Source organism: Mumia xiangluensis (assembly GCF_010994095.1).
Taxonomy (GTDB): domain Bacteria; phylum Actinomycetota; class Actinomycetes; order Propionibacteriales; family Nocardioidaceae; genus Mumia; species Mumia xiangluensis.
Genome location: NZ_WJYO01000001.1, coordinates 1041428 through 1057409, shown reverse-complemented (window position 1 = coordinate 1057409; position 15982 = coordinate 1041428). Strand labels below are relative to the sequence as shown.

16 protein-coding genes are annotated in these 15982 nt (G+C 70.6%); 10 read left to right on the top strand and 6 right to left on the bottom strand.

From position 1 onward, the window contains the following. Nucleotides 1-47 precede the first annotated feature (47 nt). Complete coding sequence (locus GH747_RS04815) at nucleotides 48-677, top strand: nucleoside/nucleotide kinase family protein (RefSeq protein WP_228552772.1); 630 nt, start codon at nucleotides 48-50, stop codon at nucleotides 675-677. Here GH747_RS04815 and GH747_RS04810 read toward each other — a convergent pair whose 3' ends face one another. The 3 genes from GH747_RS04810 to GH747_RS04800 are packed head-to-tail and all read right to left on the bottom strand — an operon-like array spanning nucleotide 678 to nucleotide 3297. After that, nucleotides 678-1841: an acyl-CoA dehydrogenase family protein gene (locus tag GH747_RS04810; RefSeq protein ID WP_149768374.1), complete on the bottom strand. Its 1164-nt coding sequence runs from the start codon at nucleotides 1839-1841 to the stop codon at nucleotides 678-680. A 2-nt stretch (nucleotides 1842-1843) separates the two neighbouring features. After that, complete coding sequence (locus GH747_RS04805) at nucleotides 1844-2272, bottom strand: pyridoxamine 5'-phosphate oxidase family protein (RefSeq protein WP_149768373.1); 429 nt, start codon at nucleotides 2270-2272, stop codon at nucleotides 1844-1846. Between the two features lie 14 nt (nucleotides 2273-2286). Continuing rightward, on the bottom strand, nucleotides 2287-3297 hold the full coding sequence (locus tag GH747_RS04800; RefSeq protein WP_149768372.1) for an aldo/keto reductase family protein: 1011 nt from the start codon (nucleotides 3295-3297) through the stop codon (nucleotides 2287-2289). A gap of 71 nt (nucleotides 3298-3368) precedes the next feature. On the opposite strand from GH747_RS04800, the gene GH747_RS04795 reads away from it, so the two are divergent. Next, on the top strand, nucleotides 3369-3881 hold the full coding sequence (locus tag GH747_RS04795; RefSeq protein WP_149768371.1) for a hypothetical protein: 513 nt from the start codon (nucleotides 3369-3371) through the stop codon (nucleotides 3879-3881). Nucleotides 3882-3953: 72 nt separating this feature from the next. Further along, nucleotides 3954-4442 (top strand): DUF421 domain-containing protein, encoded by a 489-nt coding sequence (locus tag GH747_RS04790; RefSeq protein WP_149768370.1) that lies wholly within the window; start codon nucleotides 3954-3956, stop codon nucleotides 4440-4442. Nucleotides 4443-4448: 6 nt separating this feature from the next. Here GH747_RS04790 and ppgK read toward each other — a convergent pair whose 3' ends face one another. Further along, nucleotides 4449-5210, bottom strand: coding sequence for a polyphosphate--glucose phosphotransferase (ppgK, locus tag GH747_RS04785; RefSeq protein ID WP_149768369.1), 762 nt, complete (start codon nucleotides 5208-5210; stop codon nucleotides 4449-4451). A 99-nt stretch (nucleotides 5211-5309) separates the two neighbouring features. Between ppgK and GH747_RS04780 the strand changes: the two genes are divergently transcribed. Next, nucleotides 5310-7199 carry an alkyl/aryl-sulfatase gene (locus tag GH747_RS04780; RefSeq protein ID WP_149768368.1) on the top strand — a complete coding sequence of 630 codons (1890 nt, stop codon included), beginning with the start codon at nucleotides 5310-5312 and terminating at the stop codon, nucleotides 7197-7199. Nucleotides 7200-7220: 21 nt separating this feature from the next. Here GH747_RS04780 and hppD read toward each other — a convergent pair whose 3' ends face one another. Next, complete coding sequence (gene hppD, locus GH747_RS04775; RefSeq protein ID WP_149768367.1) at nucleotides 7221-8441, bottom strand: 4-hydroxyphenylpyruvate dioxygenase; 1221 nt, start codon at nucleotides 8439-8441, stop codon at nucleotides 7221-7223. On the opposite strand from hppD, the gene GH747_RS04770 reads away from it, so the two are divergent. From GH747_RS04770 to GH747_RS04760, 3 genes are all read left to right on the top strand, one after another. Beyond that, nucleotides 8427-9446 (top strand): acetamidase/formamidase family protein, encoded by a 1020-nt coding sequence (locus tag GH747_RS04770; RefSeq protein ID WP_205602759.1) that lies wholly within the window; start codon nucleotides 8427-8429, stop codon nucleotides 9444-9446. The genes hppD and GH747_RS04770 overlap by 15 nt on opposite strands. 264 nt (nucleotides 9447-9710) lie before the next feature. Next, on the top strand, nucleotides 9711-11117 hold the full coding sequence (locus GH747_RS04765) for an MFS transporter (RefSeq protein WP_163695293.1): 1407 nt from the start codon (nucleotides 9711-9713) through the stop codon (nucleotides 11115-11117). A 194-nt stretch (nucleotides 11118-11311) separates the two neighbouring features. Continuing rightward, nucleotides 11312-11599 carry a GIY-YIG nuclease family protein gene (locus GH747_RS04760; RefSeq protein ID WP_149768365.1) on the top strand — a complete coding sequence of 96 codons (288 nt, stop codon included), beginning with the start codon at nucleotides 11312-11314 and terminating at the stop codon, nucleotides 11597-11599. A gap of 182 nt (nucleotides 11600-11781) precedes the next feature. Here the strand turns inward: GH747_RS04760 and GH747_RS04755 are convergent, their stop codons facing one another. Continuing rightward, the gene (locus GH747_RS04755) at nucleotides 11782-12993 is read right to left on the bottom strand and encodes a homogentisate 1,2-dioxygenase (protein ID WP_149768364.1); all 1212 of its coding nucleotides are present in this window, start codon (nucleotides 12991-12993) and stop codon (nucleotides 11782-11784) included. Nucleotides 12994-13068: 75 nt separating this feature from the next. On the opposite strand from GH747_RS04755, the gene GH747_RS04750 reads away from it, so the two are divergent. From GH747_RS04750 to GH747_RS04740, 3 genes are read left to right on the top strand one after another with little or no spacing between them, the layout of a single operon-like run. Next, entirely contained in the window at nucleotides 13069-14040 is a 972-nt protein-coding gene (locus tag GH747_RS04750) for a hypothetical protein (protein ID WP_149768363.1), read from the top strand. Further along, the gene (gene fahA, locus GH747_RS04745) at nucleotides 14037-15281 is read left to right on the top strand and encodes a fumarylacetoacetase (protein WP_149768362.1); all 1245 of its coding nucleotides are present in this window, start codon (nucleotides 14037-14039) and stop codon (nucleotides 15279-15281) included. The genes GH747_RS04750 and fahA overlap by 4 nt, the downstream gene beginning before the upstream one ends. Next, nucleotides 15278-15979, top strand: a complete 702-nt coding sequence (locus GH747_RS04740; protein ID WP_149768361.1) for an IclR family transcriptional regulator — start codon at nucleotides 15278-15280, stop codon at nucleotides 15977-15979. Before fahA ends, GH747_RS04740 begins: the two co-directional genes overlap by 4 nt. Nucleotides 15980-15982: the final 3 nt, after the last annotated feature.

The following is a 15982-nucleotide window of genomic DNA, read 5'->3' as shown; positions in this document are numbered from 1 at the left end:
CGGTGTACCCGCAGCGCCACCGCCCATGCGCCGTCACACTGGGGTTCGTGACGACCGTCCTGGACGACCTCGAGCGCGTCGCCGCCCGCGCGCGTCACCTCGTACGCCGCGGCGGGCGCGTCCTCGGCATCACCGGGCCGCCGGGGGTCGGGAAGTCCTGGCTCGTCGAGCAGGTCACCGCCCGGACCACCGATCTCGCGGTCGCGCACGTCCCGATGGACGGCTTCCACCTCGCGGACGTCGCGCTCGACCGGCTCGGCCTTCGGGACGTGAAGGGAGCGCCGGAGACGTTCGACGTCGGCGGGTACGCCGCCGCGCTGAGCCGCGTCGCAGCGCGGCAGGAGCCGGTCGTCTACGTGCCGTCGTTCGAGCGTCGCCTCGAGCAGCCGCTGGCGGGAGCGATCGCCGTGTCCCGCGACGCCGACCTCGTCCTCACCGAGGGCAACTACCTGCTGCTGGACGAGGCGGGCTGGCGCGAGGTGCACGCGCTCCTCGACGAGTGCTGGTACGTCGAGGTCCCCCACGAGCTGCGCGTACGGCGGCTGCTCGCGCGGCACGTCGCCTACGGGAAGTCGCCGGCGGAGGCGCAGGCGTGGACGGAACGCAGCGACGAGGCGAACGCCCGGCTCGTCGAGGCGACGCGCGGGCGTGCCGACCTCGTGGTCAGCCTGGGCTGATCAGGAGTCGCGACGCTTCTGCCGCAGGAGGTTCGACCCGATGATCAGCCGCTGGATCTCGCTCGTCCCCTCGTACAGGCGCAGCAGCCGGACGTCGCGGTAGATCCGCTCGACCGTCGACTCACGCATGTAGCCCGATCCTCCGTGGACCTGGACCGCGAGATCGGCGACGCGCCCCGCCATCTCGGTGCAGTACAGCTTCGCGGCCGACGGGCCGACCCGGCGGTCCTCACCGCTCACGTAGCGGAGCGCGGTGTCGCGGACGAGGCTGCGCCCGGCCAGAACGCCGACCTGCTGGTCGGCCAGCATCGCCTGCACGAGCTGGAAGTCGCCGATCTCAGTGCCGCCCTGGGTCGCGGTCGCCGCGTACGCGACGGACTCGTCGAGCGCCCGCTGCGCCTGACCGACGGCGAGAGCGGCGATGTGGACGCGCCCTTTCGCCAGCGACGTCATCGCGGCGCGGTAGCCGACCTCGACCGCACCTCCGACGAGTGCGTCGTCCGGGACGCGGACGTCGTCGAGGTGGACGTCGGCCGTCCAGGCGCCCTCCTGGCCCATCTTTCGGTCGTGCGGCCCGATCGTGAGGCCGGCGGCGTCGCCCGGGACGAGGAAGACCGCGATCTGCCCGTCGTCGCCGTCGTCCGCGACGCGCGCGAACACCATGAACACGTCCGCGAGCGGGGCGTTGGTGATGAACCGCTTTTCGCCGGTGATCGCCCACCCGTCGCCGGCGCGGACGGCCTTGGTGCGCAGCCCCGCGGGGTTCGAGCCGGCCCCGGACTCGGTGAGCGCGAACGACGCCACGACCTCGCCGCTCGCGATCCGCTCGAGCCACGTCGCCTTCTGGCTGTCGGTCCCGAAGTTGACCAGGACCTGCCCAGCAATCCCGTTGTTGGTGCCGAACATCGAGCGGAACGCCAACGACGTGTAGCCGAGCTCCATGGCGAGCTCGACCTCCTGGACGAGGTCGAGCCCGAGGCCGCCCCACTCCTGGTCGATCGCGTACCCGAACAGCCCCATCTTGCGTGCCATCGCCCGGAGGTCGTCGGGGATCGCGTCGGAGTCGGCGATCTCGCGCTCGCGCGGGACGACCTCCTTGCGCACGAACTGGCGCACCTGGTCGAGGACGTCCGCGAACTCGTCGGCGCTCACCTGCTGGGTCATGGTCAGGACCAGGCGATCCGGCGGCCGCTGACGGCGAGAGGGGTGAGCCCGATCCACAGGACGCGGCTGCCGTCGGCCCACGGCGTCGCCCGGTCCGGCCCCCACAGGTCGGCCAGCACCTTCGGGTCCGTCTCGTGCTGACCCGTGCCGGTGAGCAGCACCGACCATCCGGTCTGGGTCGACCCGTCGATCGTGTCCACCTCGAACGCGATCGGCGTGCCGGTGACTGCCCGCGCGACCGCGCCGTACGGGGTGGTCCGGAACAGGACCCGCTGCTCGTGCACCTGGAAGTTGACCGGGAAGATCTGCGGGTATCCCTCGGCCACGAACCCGATCCGACCGACCTCCTGGGTGGCCATCAACGACCAGCACTCCGGCTCGGACAGCGCGGTGAGGTGCCGGCTCGGTCCCTTGTCCTCCAACGGGCTCATCCTGTCTCCCTCGGTCAGCTCGGGCGGTGCTTCGGCGCGTTGCGGGCGGTCATCGCGGGATCACGGACGACCACGTCTCCGAGGACGTCGTCGATCGACGCGAGGACCTCGGCGTCGAGCGTGACGCCGGCAGCCTTGACGTTGTCCGTCACCTGCTCGGGGCGGGATGCGCCGATGATCGCCGAGGCGACGTTCGGGTTCTGCAGCACCCAGGCGACGGCGAGCTGCGCCATGGACAGGCCCGCGTCGTCGGCGATCGGCTGGAGCTTCTGGACCCGGCCGAGCAGGTCGTCGTCCATGAAGCGGGACACCATGTCCGCGCCGCCCTTGTCGTCGGTGGCGCGCGAACCCTCGGGAGCGGGCTGTCCCGGCTTGTACTTGCCGGTGAGGACGCCCTGCGCGATCGGCGACCACACGATCTGGCTGATGCCGAGCTCTTCGCTGGTCGGGACGACCTCGGCCTCGATGACACGCCACAGCATCGAGTACTGGGGCTGGCTCGAGATGAGCTGGATGCCGAGGTCCTGCGCGAGCGCGTGGCCGGCCCGGAGCTGCTCCGCGGTCCACTCCGAGACACCGATGTAGAGGGCCTTGCCGGAGCGTACGACGTCGGCGAAGGCCTGCATCGTCTCCTCCAGCGGCGTCTCCACGTCGTAGCGGTGGGCCTGGTAGAGGTCGACGTAGTCGGTCTGGAGCCGACGGAGCGAGCCGTTGATCGACTCCATGATGTGCTTGCGCGAGAGACCCGAGTCGTTGTGCCCGCGGGGTCCGGTGGGCCAGTAGACCTTCGTGAAGATCTCCAGCGACTCGCGGCGCTCGCCGGCGAGGGCGTCGCCGAGCACCGACTCCGCGGCGGTGTTGGCGTACACGTCCGCCGTGTCGAACGTGGTGATGCCCTCCTCGAGGGCCTGCCTCACGCACGCGGTCGCGACGTCGGCCTCGACCTGAGAGCCGTGCGTCAGCCAGTTGCCGTACGAGATCGCGCTGATCTTGAGTCCGCTGTTGCCGAGATGACGGAAGTCCATGCCCCCACGTTAGTGCGACCCGCCCGACGAGGTCGGTCGCCCACCGGCTCGGGCACGGCAGGATGGCTCCCGTGACGACCACGTACGACGACGTCCCCGAGGGCAGCACCACCGGCACCGCGCGATGGACGACGCGACTCATCCTCGGGGCGCTCTTCCTGTTCGTCGTCGCCGGAGCGATCGGGCTGCTCGGTGTCCGCAACCTGACGGCGACCGACGAGGGTGGCGGATTCACGCTGTCGGTGGACTACCCGAGGCTCGCGCGCGCAGGGCTCGACACACCCCTCACCATCACGGTGTCCAACCCCGACGGCGTCGGCGAGGAGGTCGTGGTCGGAATCTCGCAGGACTACATGTCGATCTTCGAGCACCAGGGGATCTTCCCCGACCCGAGCGACACCAGCACCGACGGCACGTACATGTACCTCACGATCGCCGCCGAGCCCGGCGCCACCGAGGTGCGCATCGACTTCGACGTCTACATCCAGCCCTCGAGCCAGGAGGGCGAGCAGGCGACGGTGTTCGTCGCCGACGGGAGCGAGCGGGTGGCCGAGACCGAGATCCGGACGACGCTCCTCCCCTGACGCTCGACCGCACCACCGCCGTACCCCAGGACCGCAGCACCACCGCACCACCGCAGAGAAGGGAGGCCGACGATGGAGATCGTCGTCCGCGCGATCATCGTCTTCGTCTTCCTCTGGCTCATCACACGAGCCGTCGGCCGCTCCACCCTCGGCGAGCTGAGCACGTTCGAGCTGGTGCTCTTCATCGTCATGGGAGACCTCGTCCAGGGCGCCGTCACCCAGCAGGACACCTCCATCACCGGTGCCGTGCTCGCGGTGGGCACGTTCACGCTGTTGACGGTCTCGTTGTCCTGGCTGTCGTGGCGCTTCCCCGACCGGCTGCGCTTCATCAAGGGATCGCCCGTCGTGGTCATGCGCGACGGAGAGCCGCGCATGAAGGTGCTGAAGGACCAGCGGCTCGCCCTCGAGGACCTGGTGACCTCGGCGCGTGAACAGGGCGTACGCCGTCTCTCCGACGTCGAGATCGCCGTCCTCGAGGTCGACGGACGGATCTCGTTCTTCACCTACGACGCGGACGACTCCGCCGACGGCGCCACCGAGAGCGGGCTCCAGGCGACGTGACGGGAGTCAGCCCTGCGCGCGTGACGCGAGGAACGCCGCGCCGATGATGCCGGCGGCGTTGCCGAGGCGCGCGGCGACGATCGGCGCGCGCAGGTGCAGCAGCGGCAGGAACTGGTCGGCGTGCTTGGCGACCCCGCCTCCGACGATGAACAGGTCGGGCCAGAGGAGGTCCTCGAGGCGCGCGTAGTAGCGCTGGAGGCGCTCGGCCCACTCCTCCCACGAGAGGTCCTCGTTCTCCCGTGCGGCGGACGAGGTGGACTTCTCGGCGTCCTCGCCGTCGATGCGCAGGTGGCCGAGCTCGCTGTTGGGCACCAGCTCGCCGTCGTTGATGAGCGCAGTCCCGATCCCGGTGCCGAGCGTCGTCATGATGACCAGGCCTGACGTGCCGCGACCGGCGCCGTACTCCAGCTCGCCGATCCCCGCCGCATCCGCGTCGTTCGTGACGACGACCTGCCGGTTCAGACGGTCGCTGAGGAGGCGTACGGCGTCGGTGCCGATCCAGCTGCGGTCGATGTTCGCGGCCGTACGGACGAGCCCACGCGTCACGACCGCCGGAACCGTGATGCCCACGGGAACCTTCCGGTCGTCCTTCGCGAAATGGTCCACGATCTCCGCGATCACGTCGGCGACCGCGTCCGGCGTCGACTCCTTGGGCGTGTCGATCCGGAGCCGGTCGTCGGCGAACTCGCCCTTGTTCAGGTCGACGGGCGCGCCCTTGATCCCGCTGCCGCCGACGTCCACACCGATCGGACGTGCGTGCTTGCTCATGAGCACCAACGTGCCACTCCGAGGCGCAGCGCGCCGGTCGGGTTGCGGACCTCGGCAGATCGGCCACAGTTGCCGTGTCTCGTCGCTACTGGAGGAACCATGCAGCCCAAGCCCCCGACACCCTCGATCGAGTCGGCCCACGCCGACCTGCTGACATCGTTGCCGCTGTCCGACCGGCAGGACTTCGAGGACGCCGACCGCGGCTTCCTCGTCGCTCTCGACCCTGGTGTCGTCCGGGCCGAGGACGGGCGGGTGGTGTGGAGCTCCGACGACTACGCGTTCGTGCACCAGGGCGATGCGCCGACCACGGTGAACCCGAGCCTCTGGCGGCAGGCGCAGCTGACGTCCAAGCAGGGGCTGTACGAGGTCGTCGAGGGGATCTACCAGGGGCGGGGCCTCGACCTCTCCAACATCACGTTCGTCGAGGGCGACACCGGGCTGATCGTGATCGACCCGCTGATCTCCGCGGAGACCGCCGCAGCCGCGCTCGAGCTCTATCGCGCGCAACGTGGCGACCGCCCCGTCGTCGCCATCATCTACACGCACAGCCACATCGATCACTTCGGCGGCGTCTTCGGGGTGGTCACGCAGGACGAGGTCGACTCGGGGAAGGTGCAGGTCATCGCTCCCGAGGGCTTCCTCGAGCACGCGATCGCGGAGAACGTGTACGCCGGCACGGCCATGGGCCGTCGAGCCGCCTACATGTACGGGGCGGCCCTGGATCGCGGTCCCGCCGGCCAGCTGAACGCCGGTCTCGGACCCACCGTCTCGACCGGGCATCCCGGCCTCATCGTGCCGACGGTCACGATCAGCGAGACGGGTGAGACGCGCACGATCGACGGCGTCGAGATCGAGTTCCAGATGGCACCGGGGACCGAGGCGCCGTCGGAGATGCACTTCTACTTCCCGCGCTGGCGCGCGCTGTGCATGGCCGAGAACGCGACCCACAACCTGCACAACCTCCTCACGCTCCGCGGCGCCCTCGTACGCGACCCACACATCTGGGCGCAGTACCTCACCGAGGCCATCGCGCTGTACGGCGAGCGCACCGACGTCCTGTTCGCGTCGCACCACTGGCCGACCTGGGACACGGACCGCGTGCTGACGTTCCTCTCGCAGCAGCGCGACCTGTACGCCTACCTGCACGACCAGACGCTGCGCATGCTCAACACCGGACTCACCGGGGCCGAGATCGCCGAGGAGATCACGCTGCCGCCCGCGTTGGAGAACGCCTGGCACACGCGGGGCTACTACGGCTCGGTCAGCCACAACGTGAAGGCGGTCTACCAGCGCTACATGGGCTGGTTCGACGGCAACCCGGCACGTCTGTGGCCGCACCCTCCGGCGGAGCAGGCCAAGCGGTACGTGGGGGCGATGGGCGGGATCGACAACGTCGTCTCCCTGGCCCGAGCCGCCTTCGACGACGGTGACTTCCGCTGGGCCGCGACGCTGCTGGACCACGCGGTGTTCACCGACGAGAGTCACGCCGCCGCGCGCGACCTCTACGCCGACACCCTCGAGCAGCTCGCGTACGGCGCCGAGAACGCGACCTGGCGCAACTTCTTCCTCTCCGGCGCCACCGAGCTGCGCGGCAGCAACTTCGGCACCCCGACCGCGAGCGACGCACCGTCGATCCTCGCGCAGCTCAGCCCGAGCCAGCTGTTCGACTCGATGGCGATCCGCGTCAACGGGCCGCGGGTGTGGGACCTCGACGTCTCCATCGACCTGTCGATCACCGACCTGGAGGAGACCTACCGCCTCACGCTGCGCAACGGCGTCCTCGTCCACCGAAGGAGCGACCTCGTGCTCGACAGCGAGGGAGACGCCCAGGCGACGCTGACGGCGACGAAGATCGGGCTGCTCCAGGCAGTCGGCGGAGGCGACCTGGAAGCAGCGGGCGTCCAGGTCGCGGGCGACGCGGGCGCGCTCGCCGCCTTGATCGGAGCCCTCGACGATCCGGACGACGCGTTCGCGATCGTCACACCGTGACCGGTACGGGCGGGACCGGCGTCAGAAGTTGCCGCGCCGCTCCTGCTCCCGCTCGATCGCCTCGAACAGCGCCTTGAAGTTGCCCTTGCCGAAGCCCAGCGACCCGTGCCTCTCGATCAGCTCGAAGAACACCGTCGGGCGGTCCCCGATCGGCTTCGTGAAGATCTGCAGGAGGTAGCCGTCCTCGTCCCGGTCGACGAGGATCCCGCGGGCCTGGAGCTCCTCGATCGGCACGCGCACCTCGCCGATGCGGGCGCGCAGCTCCGGGTCGGTGTAGTAGGAGTCCGGCGTCACGAGGAACTCGACGCCCTCGGCCCGCAGGACGTCGACCGCCGCGAGGATGTCGTTCGTGGCGAGGGCGAGGTGCTGGGCACCGGGACCGCCGTAGAACTCGAGGTACTCGTCGATCTGGGACTTCTTCTTGCCGGCCGCAGGCTCGTTCAGCGGGAACTTCACCCGGTGGTTGCCGCTGGCCACGACCTTGCTCATGAGCGCGGAGTAGTCGGTCGCGATGTCGTCGCCGATGAACTCCGCCATGTTCGTGAAGCCCATGACCCGGTGGTAGAAGTCGACCCAGGTGTCCATCCGGCCGAGCTCCACGTTGCCGACGACGTGGTCGAGCGCCTGGAAGATGCGCTTCGGCGCGCCGGCCGCACCCCGGTGGTTGAGCCGGTCGAAACCACTGCGGCGCTCGACGTATCCGGGGAGGTACGGCCCGTCGTACCGCGACCTGTCGACCAGGGTGTGCCGGGTGTCGCCGTACGTGGCGATCGCGCCGACACGGACGGTGCCGTGCTCGTCGGTGACGTCGCGCGGCTCCTCGAGCACCGTCGCGCCCTGCTCGCGTGCGTGGGAGATGCAGCGGTCGACGTCAGGGACCTCCAGCGCGATGTCGACGACGCCATCGCCGTGCGCGGCATGGTGCGCGACCAGCGGGCTGTCCGGCGCGACAGCCCCCTTCAGGACGAAGCGGACCCCGCCGCTGCGCAGCACGTACGCCGCGTGGTCGCGGTTGCCGGTCTCCGGACCGGAGTACGCGACCAGCTCCATCCCGTACACCGACTGGTAGTAGTGAGCCGCCTGCGCAGCATTGCCCACCACCCACACGACGGCGTCCCAGCCGGTCACCGGGAACGGGTCGTTCGCCTCGTCGTACTCGACCAGGCCGACGAGCTGCTTGAGCTGGTCGACATCGAGTCCGGCGAGGGCTTCCTCGCTGGTCAGAGTGTGCTCGATGGCCATGTTCGTCACGCTACCCCCGAACGGCGGGGCGAGCGAAGGTCCGCGAGCCGATCGGCGTACGCGAGGATCGTCCGTGGGACCCACCACGACATCGCCGGCGACCCGCACCACCTCTGGACCACGGCGCACGAGCCTCGGCTCGCCATCGCGTCGGGCGACACGGTGTCGTTCGCGTGCGAGGACGCCGTCAACGGACGGTACGACGCGGTGCCGACGGGCGGGACACTGCCGGTCGCGGATCCCGCCCTGCCGCCGTACCCGCTCGTCGGACCGCTCCTCGTCCACGATGCGCAGCCGGGTGACGTGCTCGAGGTCGAGATCCTCAAGGCGACGGGCACGAAAGGCTTCGGCTGGACGTCGATGGTGCCAGGCGAGGGCTTGCTCTCCGACGACTTCACCGAGCCGTACCTGTACCGCTGGGAGATCGCCGGCGACCACACCGACCTGCACGACGTGGCCCGCGTGCCGGTCCGCCCGTTCTTCGGGGTGGTCGGTGTCTGCCCGGACACCGTCGAGCCCCTCCCTGTGATGCCGCCGGGCCACTTCGGCGGCAACCTCGACTGCCGTGACCTCGTGGTCGGCTCCTCGGTGTTCCTCCCGGTGCAGGTGCCGGGCGCACGGCTCGCGATCGGCGATCCGCACGCGGCCCAGGGTGACGGAGAGGTGTGCGTGAGCGCGATCGAGTGGGCGGCGCGTGGCACCGTCCGCGTACGCCTGCACCGTGGCCGTACGATCCCCGCACCCCAGCTACGCACTGCGGGCCCGCTGCGGGCTGGGCTCGAGGACGCCGGCTGGTACGCGACGACCGGTGTGGCGCCGTCGTTGATGCGCGCCGCCCAGGACGCGGTGCGGGCGATGATCGACCACCTGTCCGCGACGTACGGGCTCGACCCGCGGGACGCGTACGTGCTGTGCAGCGTTGCTGTGGACCTCAAGATCACGGAGGTCGTGGATGCGCCGAACTGGGTGGTCGGCGCCTACCTCCCGCTGAGCATCATGCGGTAGCCCCCGCCCCCGCTGGTTGAGCGAGCTCCCTCCCTCGCTGGTTGAGCGAGCGAAGCGAGTCGAAACCCCACCTCCGCCGGTTGAGCGAGCTCCCTCCCTCCGCCGGTTGAGCGAGCGAAGCGAGTCGAAACCCCCCTCCGCCGGTTGAGCGAGCTCCCTCCCTCCGCTGGTTGAGCGACCCCCTCCCTCCGCTGGTTGAGCGAGCGAAGCGAGTCGAAACCCCACCCTTGACTTCAAGTGCACTTGAGCAACGACCCTCGTCGGGTGACCCTCTCCGTCTCGCGTCCGACAGCGCCCGCTCGGCTCCGCGACCCCCGCCACCTCCCGTTCGTCATCGGCGCTCTCGCGCTCGTCACGCTCGGGGCCTTCGAGAACCGGGCCACGATCGCGATCCTCCCGACTGTCACCGAGCGGCTCGACGGCCTCGGCCTGTTCGGGACCGCAGCGGCGGCTCCCCTCGCTGCCTCGGTGATCGCGATGGTCGCGGCCGGACAGTGGTGCGACCGCCGTGGTCCGGCGCCCGCGCTCGTGGCAGGCATGGGTGTGTTCGCCGTCTCGCAGCTCGCGATGGCGGCCGCACCGACGATCGGCGTGTTCATCGCGGGGCGGCTCGCCGCGGGCGTCGCCGAGGCACTCCTCGACGTCGCGCTCACGGTGATGGTCGCGCGGATGTTGCCCGCCGCGCTCCGCCCAGCGATGTTCGGCGCCATCGCCACGGCGTGGGTGCTTCCGTCGCTCGTCGGCCCGCCGGTCGCGGGGGCGATCGCCGAGCACATGGGCTGGCGTGCGGTCTTCGCGGCGGCGGTCGTGCTGATGGCGCCGGCCGCGCTGTGCCTCGCACCGTCGTTGCGACGCCTGCGCTCCTCCGCCCAGGACGTCCAGGACGCCGCGGCGACCGACCGCGCGGCGATCGGCTCGGCGGTGCTCATCGGGATCGGCCTCGGTGCGCTGGCGTTCGGGGGTCCGGCGGCGACCGACGACACCCTCCGGTACGCCGGAGTTCTCGCCCTGGCGATCGGTACGCCGATGGTTGCCCTCGGCGCGCGCCGGGTGCTGCCGCGTGGCACGCTCCGGCTCCGGCCCGGTGTCCCGGCGACCGTCGCGCTCCGCGGCGTGCAGGCCTCAGCCTTCGCGGGAGCCGGCGCCTTCATCCCTCTCATGCTGACGCAGACACACGGACTCGGGGCGACGCTCGCGGGCGCCAGCCTGACGATCACCGGTCTGTCCTGGGCAGCCGGGTCACAGCTCAACGGGACGGGGACCGTCCAACGCCGCACCACGACCGTGGGCCGGATGCGGGTGTCGTTCTGCCTGATCGCCGCAGGGGTCACCGGTCCCGTACTGGTCGCTCTCGACGCCGTCCCGGTCTGGCTCGGCCTCGCACTGTGGGCGCTCGCTGGGACAGGAATGGGGATCGGGTCCCCGACGCTTGCCAACCACGTGCTGACGCTCACGCCCCCGGACACCCAGGGACGGATGTCGGCAGCCGCGATGCTCTCCGCCACGGTTGCCCAGTCGCTCTACATCTCGTTCGCCGGTGCACTCCTCGCGGCAGGGGCAGCATCTGCGGCCGCGTTGGCGACGATCCTCGCCGTGCCCGTTGGTCTGGCGCTGTACGGCGCGACGCTGGTGCCGCGGCTCGTCGACCCGCCGCTCCCTCCCGCTGGTTGAGCGAGCGCAGGTCCGCTGGTTGAGCGCCCCGCCGTCCGCTGGTCGAGCGCCCCTCGTCCGCTGGTTGAGCGAGCGAAGCGAGTCGAAACCCCGCCGGTCGAGCGCCCCTCGTCCGCTGGTTGAGCGAGCGAAGCGAGTCGAAACCCCTGTGGACAACCACCGCTCACACCTCAAGAGACGCCACAGTTCATCCCATGGCATGGGTCTACATCCTTCGATGCGCCGACGGGAGCTACTACGTCGGCAGCACCCGCAACCTGGCAGCGCGTGTCGACCAGCACAATGCGGGCTCTGGCGCCACCTACACGCGCACTCGGCGCCCGGTCGAGCTCGTCTTCTTCGAGGAGACCGACTCGATCGCCGAGGCGTACGCCTGGGAGAAGCGAATCCAGGGGTGGTCACGCGTGAAGCGTGAAGCCCTGATCCGGCGGGACTTCGAGGGACTCAAGGGGCTCGGGAAGCACAGGGTGGAGCCGGGGTGAGGGTTTCGACTCGCTTCGCTCGCTCAACCAGCGGGAAGGGGGCGCTCGACCGGCGGGGGTTTCGACTCGCTTCGCTCGCTCAACCAGCGGGAGAGGGGGCGCTCGACGGGTGAGGGTTTCGACTCGCTTCGCTCGCTCAACCAGCGGGAAGGAGCTCGCTCAACCAGCGGGAGAGGGGGCGCTCAACCGGCGGAGGGGCGGTCGCTGAGCGCTCGGGCGGCGGCGGTGCCGTACACGTGGTCGTCGGTCGCTGCTCCGGCCTCCCCGATCTCCAGCGGACGGAACGTGTCGACCATGACCGCGACCTCGTCGAACTCGTGCACACCGATCGACGCCTCGACCGCGCCGGGCTGCGGACCGTGCGCGATCCCACCCGGATGCAACGAGATCGAGCCGACACCGATCCCCGTCCCCTTACGCGCCTCGTAGTCCCCACCGACGTAGAACATCACCTCGTCGGAGTCGACATTGGAGTGGTAGTACGGCACCGGGATCGACAGCGGGTGGTAGTCGACCTTGCGCGGCAGGAAGTTGCAGACCACGAAGTTGTAGCCCTCGAAGACCTGGTGCACCGGCGGCGGCTGGTGGACCTTGCCGGTGATCGGCATGTAGTCCTCGATGTTGAACGTGTACGGATACAGACACCCGTCCCAGCCGACCACGTCGAACGGGTGGGTGGCGTACGTCAGCCGCGTCCCCACGATCCCCGACGGGCCCCGCCCACGGTGCTTCACCAACACCTCGACATCGGTTCCCTCGACGACGAACGGTTCCTCGGGTCCGTGCAGGTCGCGCTCACAGTACGGGGCGTGCTCGAGCAGCTGCCCATACCGCGAGAGATAGCGTTTCGGTGGCGCGATGTGGCTGTTGGCCTCGATCGCGTACAGACGGCTGAGCTCAGCCGGCACCCATCGGTGCGTGGTCGCCCGCGGGATCAGGACGTAGTCACCCGCCCGGTACGGCACGACACCGAACACGGTCTCGACCACGCCCGTCCCCGCCTCGACGAACACGCACTCGTCTCCGACCGCGTTGCGGTAGTACGGCGACGACTCGCCAGCCACCACGTACGAGATCCGCACGTCGCCGTTGCCCAGCACGAGCCGCCGCCCGGTGACCGGATCGAGCGCCTTGGCCTCGGTCTCGTCGAACAGGTCGTGCAGCGTGAGATGGATCAGCCGCAGCGGATGGTTCGCAGTCGTGGCCAGATCGGGCAGCTCCCAGACCTCGCTCGCGCTCACCGCATGAGGAACACCGCGGTGATAGAGCAGGGACGAGTCCGACGAGAACCCCTCCTCACCCATCAGCTCCTCGTAGTGCAGCGCGCCGTCATCGTTGCGCAGCTGAGTGTGGCGCTGGCGGGGGACCCTGCCGACCTGACGGTAGTAGGTCATGGCGACCTCCTCTCGCTTTCCTATTATCGGAAAGCGATATTCCCTTTCAGAACATCGTGGGTTTAGGCTGCCGGTATGTCAACCGTTCCCCCGTGGCTCCACGCGCTGGTGGACGATGCCGCCGTCTTCCCGCCCGGCAATGCATCGCTACCCGACGCTGTGCAGTCGCACCGGGAGCACCGCGCGTCGGCGCTGGCCGATCTCGTGGGACCACTCGTGCTCCCGGCGGACGGGGTGGAGGGGTTTCGACTCGCTTCGCTCGCTCAACCAGCGGACGGGGCGCACGCTCAACCAGCGGACGGGGCGCACGCTCAACCAGCGGACGGGGTGGAGGGGTTTCGACTCGCTGCGCACGCTCAACCAGCGGACGGGGCGCACGCTCAACCAGCGGACAAGGCGCTCGACGTCGCACTGGTGGGGACACCCGACGAGCTCGCGGCCGCTGGCCCGCAGGTTGCGGCGACACCGAGCCTGAGGCTCACTGCCGTAGCGGCGCGGGTCCCGGTCGGCACCCGACACGCCGTGGACGAGGCCGTCGCCACGCTGCGCAAGGGCATCGGGGATACGACACCCATCGCGCTCGAGCTGCCCCTCGCCGGCGCGGACCTCGACACCGCGTGGCGTGACGCGGTCGCCGCCGCGTCCACCCACGGCGTACGGGTCAAGCTCCGTACGGGCGGCCCGACGCCCGAGGCGTTCCCGACGCCGCACGAGCTCGCGACGGCGGTGACGAGCCTCGTCGCTCAGGGAGTGGCGTTCCAGTGCACTGCCGGCCTGCACCACGCCGTACGCGCCGAGGACCCTGACGACGGTCTCGTCCACCACGGATTCCTCAACGTGCTGCTGGCGACCCGCGCGAGCGCGGACGGAGCCGACGTGCGGACGGTCGCGACGATCCTCGGTGAGCGGTCGGTAGACGTGCTCGTGGAGGACGTCCACGCCGTCGGCCCGGACGCGCTGACGGAGGCGCGCCGCTGGTTCACGTCGTTCGGCTCGTGCAGCATCGCCGAACCCGTCGCCGACCTGCGAGCACTGGGGCTGCTGTGAGCACGCCGGCGAGCTGGGTGCCCGGCAGCAGAGGGTCCGGGTACGACGTCGATCACCTGCCGTACGGCGTGTTCGGGCTCCGCGCCGAGGGTCCGGCGAGCCGACGCCGCATCGGCGTCCGGATCGGGGACCACGTGCTCGACCTGGCGGCAGCCGTACGGCACGAGCGCTGGGCCGGCCACGTGGGCGGCGGGACGCTCAACCCCTTGATGGCGGCGGGGCGGGCGACGTGGGACGAGGTACGACGGTGGCTGCAGGCCACGCTCGTCGATCACGACAGCGCCGCACAGCACGTGTCCGAGCACCTGGTCCGGCTCGAGGACGTCGTCCTGCACCTGCCGTTCGACGTGGCCGACTACGTCGACTTCTACTGCTCGCTCGATCACGCGAGCAACGTCGGACGCCTCTTCCGCCCCGACGCCGAGCCGCTGCTGCCGAACTGGCGCCACCTCCCCGTCGCCTACCACGGCCGGGCCGGCACCGTCGTCGTCTCCGGGACCGACGTCGTACGTCCGACCGGCCAGCGCAAGGCTCCGGACGACCCCGCACCCTCGTACGGTCTGAGCACGCGGCTCGACGTCGAAGCCGAGGTCGGCTTCGTCGTCGGCACGCCCAGCAGGCTCGGAGAGGCGGTGCCCACCAGCGCGTTCGCCGATCACGTCTTCGGTGTCGTCCTCCTCAACGACTGGTCGGCGCGCGACATCCAGGCGTGGGAGTACGTGCCGCTCGGCCCATTCCTCGGCAAGTCGTTCGCCACCTCGGTCTCGGCGTGGGTCACACCGCTCGCCGCACTCGAGCCCGCGCGCGTCCCGCTGCCCGGGCAGGACCCGCCACCCCTGCCGTACCTGCAGGTCGAGGAGCCAGCGGGGTACGACCTCGCGCTCGAGGTCGAGGTCGACGGCGAGGTCGTCAGCCGACCCCCGTACCGCACCACGTACTGGGGTCCCGCACAGATGCTCGCCCACCTCACCAGCAACGGCGCGTCACTGCGGACCGGAGACCTCTTCGCGTCGGGGACGGTGTCCGGCCCGGAGCGGGAGCAGGTGGGGTCGTTCCTCGAGCTCTCGTGGGGTGGGCGCGAGCCGTGGAGCCTCGGCGGCGAGGAGCGGACGTTCTTGCGCGACGGCGACGAGGTCGTCCTCCGCGCACGAGCGGGCACCGTCTCCCTCGGCGAGGTGCGCGGGCGCATCCTCCCGCCGGCGTCCCGTCCCCGATTTGTGGAGTTTGGCAAGGAATCATGACCGCAAAACCTGGACGAACTCCACAAATCGCGGACGGGACGGGCTCGCAGACGCTGGAGCGGGGGCTGCACGTCCTCCAGGTCGTCGCCGACGCTCCTGGCGCGAGCGCGGCAGAGATCACCGCGCAGGCCGGGCTGCACCGCTCGATCGTCCACCGGCTCCTCGTCAGCCTCGAGCGCACCGGGTACGTCGAGCGCGACGAGGCCGGTCGCTACCGCGTCGGCAGGACGCTCACGACCCTGGCTGACCGTGCGCGACCGCGCCTGCACCCCGTGGCCGAGCCGGTCCTGCGCGAGCTCGCGGTGGAGCTCGACTCCACCGCGAGCCTCGTCGAGGTCGTCGCCGGCGCTGCGGTCACGACGGTCGTCGCCGAGCCCCTGACGGACGGGCCGCGCTTCTCCTACCGTCTCGGCAACCGCGACCCGCTGGACCGCGGAGCAGGCGGTCTGGCCGCGCTCGCCTCGGGCCCACCCGCAGCGGACGAGCCGCCGCGCGTCGCCGCCGTACGCACCACCGGGGTCGTCACGACGTACGCCGAGCTGAACCCGGGCGCGTACGGCATCGCCGCCCCCGTGCCCGGACTGCGCGACGGGCGTGCGGCGGTCGCAGTGATCACGAGCCGCCCCGACGTCGCCGAACGCGCCGAGCCCCTCGTCCGCGAGGCAGCGCGGCGGATCGGCGACGCCTCGCGCGGATGAGCC